Source organism: Pseudoalteromonas sp. PPB1 (assembly GCF_015356275.1).
Taxonomy (GTDB): Bacteria; Pseudomonadota; Gammaproteobacteria; order Enterobacterales; family Alteromonadaceae; genus Pseudoalteromonas; species Pseudoalteromonas rubra_D.
In genome coordinates, this window is sequence record NZ_JACEQV010000023.1 from 72,780 (window position 1) to 80,130 (window position 7,351).

Annotated in this window: 4 protein-coding genes; all 4 read right to left on the reverse strand. The window is 51.3% G+C overall.

Features of this window, described 5'->3' with window-relative positions; genetic code table 11:
- Positions 1-5 precede the first annotated feature (5 nt).
- Positions 6-713, reverse strand: a complete 708-nt coding sequence (locus IY568_RS19485) for an ABC transporter ATP-binding protein (RefSeq protein ID WP_049863393.1) — start codon at positions 711-713, stop codon at positions 6-8.
- 9 nt (positions 714-722) lie between these two features.
- Positions 723-1,982 (reverse strand): efflux RND transporter periplasmic adaptor subunit, encoded by a 1,260-nt coding sequence (locus tag IY568_RS19490; protein ID WP_138538953.1) that lies wholly within the window; start codon positions 1,980-1,982, stop codon positions 723-725.
- Positions 1,983-2,080: 98 nt separating this feature from the next.
- A complete protein-coding gene (locus IY568_RS19495; RefSeq protein ID WP_194868448.1) occupies positions 2,081-3,052 on the reverse strand; it encodes a TauD/TfdA family dioxygenase in 972 nt (323 codons plus the stop codon).
- The coding region (locus IY568_RS19500) for a non-ribosomal peptide synthetase (protein ID WP_194868449.1) at positions 3,030-7,351 on the reverse strand (4,322 nt) is incomplete at its 5' end. The genes IY568_RS19500 and IY568_RS19495, both read right to left, overlap by 23 nt.

A 7,351-nucleotide genomic window follows, 5' to 3' on the forward strand; every position in this document is an offset into this window, starting at 1 on the left:
TTACCTCAGGCGCTTTTTGCCAGCTCAGGCAGCGGTTTATCACTGACCAGCTTGCCATCAAAAATATCAATTCTGCGACTGGCGCAGGCTGATGAACGAGGATCGTGCGTCACCATACAGATGGTGCGCCCTTGCTGGTGCAGATCATCAAACAGCTGCAATACGATGTCGGCATTTTTTGAATCCAGGTTACCGGTTGGCTCATCCGCCAGAATCAATTTGGGGTCGTTGACCAGTGCTCTGGCTATCGCAATACGCTGTTGCTGACCACCGGACAGGGCCGACGGAAAATGTTTCACCCGATGCAACATGTCAACCTGCTCCAGCACTGACAAGGCTTTTTCTTTGGCCTCTTTAGCGTTGTATTTATCCTGGTAAGTCAGCGGTAAAATAACGTTTTCTTCTATCGTCAGATCACTGATCAGGTTAAAAGACTGAAATACAAAACCGATGTGGTTACAGCGCACCGTGGCGCGCTGATCCCGGCTCAGATTTGACACATCATTGCCCGACAGAAAGTACTGGCCACCAGAAGGCGTGTCCAGCATGCCCAAAATGGACAACAGGGTTGACTTACCGCACCCCGAAGGCCCATTAATAGAGACGTATTCTCCCCCTTTCACCGAAAAGCTGATGTCTGACAGGGCCATCGTCTTCATCTCGTCGAACTGAAAATACTTACTGATATTCTTAAGTTCTAGTATATTGCTCATTGTGCTGTCCTAATTATGTAAAAATATTTTTTCGTTATTAGCAAAATTGTCGGTGGCGGAAATAATCACGGTATCGCCGTTATTCAGCCCCTCTGTAATCTCGATAAAATTCACTGAACTTTGTCCAAACCTGACCTGTACGGCCTGTGCAATATTGCCTTTGCTATCGACTCTGAAAATCTTGGCACTTTGGTACTCCTCAGCAAACGCAGGTTTCGCAACGAACAAAGTGTTGGGCTTGTCGGTGATGTTGATCACCCCTTCAATTGACAGTTCCGGACGGGCTTCACTGGGCAGTGCCTCGATCAGATCCACTTCTACCGCAACCAGGCCCTTTTCCACCTGAGGACTGACCCGAGACACAACGCCCTGGATCTGTGATTTACGGGTATCTATGGTGACTCCCAAACCCGGTGTCACATCCTTAATTTGCAGTTCCTGTACGTCTATTTCTGCGATCAGACTGCGCGGATTGGCAATTTTGCCCACACTGCCACCTTCTGCCACATCCTGACCTAACTCCAGATCCATGCTTTGCAATACCCCATCCATTGCCGCACGGACATAAAGGTTGTCGAGTTGCTCTTGTGCCCGGGCCAGCTCCTGTTGCAGGGTCTGCTGCTGTGCTTTATGAGCCAGCTTTTGTGCCTCAATATTGAGCTTCAGCTTTTCCAGTCGTTGCTTTTGTAACTCATGGTCCAGCTTGCTGCTTTGCACTGTAAACTCTGTGCGCTTAAACTTAATTTGCGATACGCTGCTGTTGCCCATCTCGCGCAGTTTGCGCTGTGCGTTAAGTTCCAGCTCATTGCCCTGGTGGGTCATTTTTGCACGCTTTACCGCGGCTTCCGCATCCAGCAAGTCAGACTCAAACTGAGCATACTGTGCGGTATTTTCAGCAATCGTTTTTTCCAGTTTGGCCTGTGCATTGGCCAGTACCAACGACAGTTTGGGGTTGTTGAGTTTGACAATGGGCTGCCCTTTTTCAACTACCGCCCCCGCCTTAACAAAGACCTTCTCTACTCGCCCGGCCACTTCAGACGCCACCCAGATGACTTCTTTGGGTTTCAGTACGCCCATACCTCTCACGCTGACCTGAAACTGCCCGTTTTGCACTTTGGCAGTACGCACATCCGTGCTGTCAACCAGGGCGGTTGCCTGTCCAAAGTAGCTCTTCAGCCACCAGGCGCCGGAAATAATCACCACTGCGGCTAGCGCAATTTTGACGTACCGCCAGTTAAACTTCTTTTGCTCTTCAATGGTAATGTCCATCTATGTTCTCCACTGCGGACTGGACCCGCTGTCCAATTCAATTTATGTGTTTTCTTGGTTATGCCTGCTTTTGAATAACAAAAGCATACAGTGAGTACTTACCAGCCATATTCTCTGGCCATGCCAACCAGAACCTTACGGTCGCCACTAAAGGGTCTTCGGCCGTGGGTAAACAGCATATTGTCAACCAGCATCAAATCGCCTTTTTGCCAGGGGGTGTAAAGCGTTGTTTCGTCATAAGCGGCACGAATGATGTCCAGTACTTCAGGTTCCAGAGGCTCGCCGTCACCATAGAATGCGTTACGCGGCAAACCGTCTTCCCCACAGGCACTGAGCAACTGGGCACAGGTTTCCTCACCCAGCGAGGACACATGGAATAAATGCGCCTGGTTGAACCACACCTGTTCGTCGGTTTTAGGGTGTCTGGCAATGGCGGGGTTAATCTGCGAGGTACGCAAACGATGCTCGCCAATCCACTCAAAATCGAGCTGATTGTTGAAACAATACTGCTCAACTTCACGCTTGTCCGTAGTCTGAAACACCTCGCTCCAGGGCAAATCGATATCACCGTAGTTACGTACATATTTCACTTTTTTCGCAGCAAACTTTTCACGGACCTCCTGCGGAATACGTTTAAATACCTCCCTGCTGTCAGCGATTGGGGTTTCACCTCCGGCCTGCGGGGGAAGCAAACAACATAGCCCCAGTCGCATCGCCCACTTGTTTGAATAAGCATGCTCATTATGTTGCGGGATCACTTCATCTGGGTGATATTCCGTCGCGGTGTACACATTGCCTTTCAGCTCAGTGCGCGGTGTTGAGCGATAAGAGTAATTCAACAATTCAGCATCAAATAGCGTGCTCAGCACCTGACCAAACTGTTTACTGCTCATAATATTGAGGCCACGTAACATGACTGCGCCATTGGCATCAAGCAGGGCATCTATTTGCCCGGCATGCTCAGCAGCCCAATGAGTGGCTCTTTGTCCTTCTAAGGCGACTTCCAGTAGCAGAGGCATGCCCTTAACTGACTGTAAATCCTCCACGCTATACTTCTCTAACACTGTCATCTTCAAATCTCTCTTGTTGTAACTGTTGTTTGCCAATACGCTGATCAATATGCTGTTTTATCTGGGCAGTGAGTTCTTTGATATTTTCCTGCCACAATATTGAATAGTGATCGCCGGCCACACTGCTGTGAGGTAGCTGTAATTTATCTCTCAAAAATATCTGATAAGGTTCGGTCCAGCTGGGGTTTGCCCGGGCACCAATCAGGAAGCAGCGCTGTGCTACTTCGCTCGTCAGCTGATAGCCTTCGGCCAGACTGGTGTGACGTAACATCAGACGCTCAAACTGCTCGGCAAAACCAGCAGGGATCGCCAGCTGTTTAATCAATGCCTGTAAAGCCTGCTCCGTGTTTGTCTCGCTGACATCCGAACAGGCTATATAGCTGTCCAGCAATATGGTCAGCGCAGGCGGGGTCGGTGCCAGCTGCTTGCTAATCTCAGCCGCTAATAGTCCGCCCATAGAGTGGCCTAATAGCACCAGGCGACCCGCTTTAAGTGGCTGCATAAAATGACTACGAATATGCGCGCAATATTCATTTGCATAGGCCTGAATGCTTGAGGTAGCTGCGTGTTCAGGCAAGTGTTCATAGCCATAAACCGTCATTTCTCCCTCCAGGGCTTGAGCTAGCGGCATAAAGCTGCGCGCCAGGTCGGCTGCGCCCGGCAAACACAACACAGTGAATGCCGCATCGGTGCTGCTGTTTAATGGTTTCAGCTGTGGCGCCGCCTGTTCGGTGCCACCCGCTGCAATCAAGTCTGCCTGAGCTGCCAGCAGCGTCGTTTTAAACAACTGCTCCAGTGAAACTGCACAGGCGAAAGACTTTTCAATCAGCATCGCCAGCGTGATCAGCTTCAGTGAGCTGCCTCCGAGGGCAAAAAAGTCACTTTCTTTATAAATCGTCTGGCTCGGGCATTGCAGAACCTGCTGCCACAAGGTCGCCAGCTGCTTTTCCATATCCGTTTGTGGCGCGTGTGCCGCCACATTTTTACATGCTGGCGTTGGCAGAGCGCGGCGGTCGACTTTGCCATTTGCAGTCACCGGCCAGGGTGAAACATGGCACAACAGAGTTGGCACCATATAGGCCGGTAAACTCTGACTCAGTCGCGCCTGTAACTGCTCTGTCAGCTGTGCTTCATCCAGCTCAGTGGCACTTAGTGTGCTTTTAAAATAGGCCACCAGAGTCGGGGTTGCCTGGTCCAGCTCAATGGTGGTAACCAGGGCGGAATCCACTTCAGGTTGCCGCAGTAAGGCACTTTCTATTTCTCCCAACTCGATGCGTAGTCCATTGATTTTTATCTGATCATCGCTGCGCCCGAGATACTCAATATCGCCGTTATCCAGATAACGCACTAAATCACCGGTTCGGTACAGTCGGGTACTTGCCCGCGCGCCCATTTCGCTCTGGTATGGATTGGTAATGAACCGCTCAGCAGTCAGCTCTGGCTGATTATGGTATCCCCAGGCCAGACCATCTCCGCCGATAAACAACTCGCCGGCACTGCCAAAGGGCACCAGCTGCAAGTCGTCATCGAGGATCAACAGCTGGATATTCTGAATGGGTTTACCTATGGGCACTGTGGTGCTGATTGGCTGCGAGCAATCCCAATAACTGACATCAATTGCCGCTTCGGTTGGCCCATAGAGGTTGTGTAGTTGTGCATCAGGCAAACTGGCTCTGAAGCCCTGCACTTGTTTAACCTGTAACGCCTCTCCACTACAAAATACCTGACGAATACTGGTGCACTGTGCCAGCGCGCCATAATCCAGCATAATGCCCAGCATGGAGGGGACAAAGTGCAACTTAGTCACACCACTTTGGCGAATTAACTGACAAAGGTATTGAGGATCTTTATGTCCCTCAGGCCGTGCCAGCACCATCTGGGCACCGCGACATAACGGCCACATAAATTCCCAGACCGAGACATCAAAGCCAAACGGCGTTTTTTGCAATATAACATCGTGATGATCGCAACCGTACTGCTTATCCATCCAGTCAACCCGGTTAACCAAAGCCTGATGGCTGACCAATACTCCCTTGGGTTTTCCTGTCGACCCTGAGGTATAAATCATATAGGCCATATCCTGAGCACTCAGCCCGGTTTCCTGCGGACTCAGATCCTGGGCTGCATAATCTTCAAAACGTGTCGCGTCCTGCGCGTACCCATCCATCAGGATCAGTGCAGGCGTATTTTCCGCCTGACACTTAGACTGATGGTCACTTTGCGTCAAGATGGTCGTAATACCTGCGTGTGCCAGCATATAGTCCAGACGTGTTTCTGGCAGTGTTGGGTCAAGCGGCACATAGGCACCACCGGCTTTCAGTATGGCCAGTATGCCGATCACCATTTCCAGGGAGCGGGTCATGCACACGCCCACCAGAGTGCCGGGAACAACCTGATGTTCTGCACGCAGGTGTCTGGCCAGTTGGTTCGCTTTATCATTGAGAGACTGATAACTCAGTGTCTGTCCTTCGTAACATAGCGCGGTTTGCGTCGGGGTTTTAGCGACCTGACGTTCAATCCACTGCGCCATCGTCAGCGTCGTATCATAATCAACCGGTGCCGGATTGAGTGTCTCAAGTAAATGCGTTCGCTCCTGTGCGGATAACAACGCGATGCTGCTTAACGGCACCGACGTGGATTGCAGCTGTGATAGCTGAGTTAATATCTGCATCAGATGGCGATTGAGCGTACTGATGTGCGCATGCGTAAACAAGGCTTTGTCATACACCCAGTTAATCGCAACCCCCTGCGCTGACGTACTTATGTTGACTTCAATGTCGAATTTGGCCACGGTCTGTGCTGCACCACGCATGGTCAGTGCCGCCCCGTTCAGGTCCAGCTCCCCCTGCTCAGTGGCCTGCTCATCAAGGCCATAATCGGTCTGCGTGGTGAGCATAATTTGAAATAGTGGCGAATGTGCTGTACTTCTTGGCACGTTTAAGCGCTCAACCAGCTGTTCAAATGGCACGTCCTGATGCGACTGTGCACCAAGGTGCACCGCTTTAACATGCTCTAAGTAACGCGTTATGTCGGGCTGAGCCGTGTTCACTCTCAGTACAAGTGTATTGACAAAAAAGCCGATTAAGGACTCAAGTTCAGTCTGTGTACGATTCGCAACCGGTGTGCCTATCACCACGTCTTTACTGTTACTGTGTCTGCTCAGCAGTAATGAAAGCGCGCTGTGTAATAGCATAAAGGAGGTTAGTCCCTGCGATTGAGCCAGCTCGGCCAGCCCAGCTGCGACATCACTATCCAGGTTACCCTGCACCAGCTCCCCGACATGCTGTTTGACCTGCGGACGCGGGTGGTCCAGCGGCAGGCTGTGTACCGGAGGCAGATCAGATAATTGCTCACTCCAGTAGGTTAACTGGCGCTCCAGAACCGGGCCGCTCAGATAGCTATGTTGCCAATGGGCATAATCAGCATACTGAATTGGTAACGGGGTCAGCGGATTGTCCTGATTTTGCGTGTAAGCCCGATACAGCTGCACAAACTCTTTCACCAGCAACTGCAATGACCATCCGTCAGAGGCGATATGGTGGATATTAAACAGTAGCACAGACGCATGCTCAGAATCGGCACCCGTATCTATATACGCTGCCCGGATCATCAGGTCCTTGCTCAGGTCAAACGGCTGTGATTGTAAGCGTGGGATCAGTGACGCAATTGTCTGCTGCTGTGTTGCCGGACTCAACAGCCTGAGATCTTCATAATCCAGTGTGAAGTGTACGTCAGTCTGGATCACCTGCTCTGTTCCCGAGTCGCCGTCCCGATAGACACTACGCAGTACTTCGTGACGTGCAACTATGGTGTTCAGTGCTGCTTCAACAGCGTCCAGGTCCAGCTCACCGCTCACTTCAAATGCGGCTGGCATATTGTATTGCGCCGAGCCCCCCTGTAAGCGGTCGATGAACCACAGTCGTTGCTGCGCAAAGGATGCGGCCATGCGACCATCTTGCGGACGGGTCTGCACTTCTATGCGTTGTGCTGTGCTGCCTCCCTGTGCCTGTTTATGCTCGACCTGTTGTGCCTGGCTGGCGATGCTCGCATGTTCGAACAACTCGCTGATACTGAATTCAACCCCGAAGGCCTGTTTGATTGCCGCCACTAAACGCACCGACAACAAAGAATGTCCGCCCAGCTTAAAGAAGCTGCTGTCTACGCTTATCTGGTCCGGCGTTAACTTTAATAATGAAGACCACAGCTCAACCAGCTGCTGCTCTGTTGCTGTGCGTGGCGCAACGTGTTGGGCCGCGGCTTTTTCCTGCGGGTCTGGCAGTGCTTTTTTGTCCAGTTTAC

Bases quoted from the DNA above. Each gene is read 5' to 3' on its own strand.
- IY568_RS19485 (WP_049863393.1), bottom strand. From the start codon at position 713: ATGAGCAATATACTAGAACTTAAGAATATCAGTAAGTATTTTCAGTTC.
- IY568_RS19490 (WP_138538953.1), bottom strand. From the start codon at position 1,982: ATGGACATTACCATTGAAGAGCAAAAGAAGTTTAACTGGCGGTACGTC.
- IY568_RS19495 (WP_194868448.1), bottom strand. From the start codon at position 3,052: ATGACAGTGTTAGAGAAGTATAGCGTGGAGGATTTACAGTCAGTTAAG.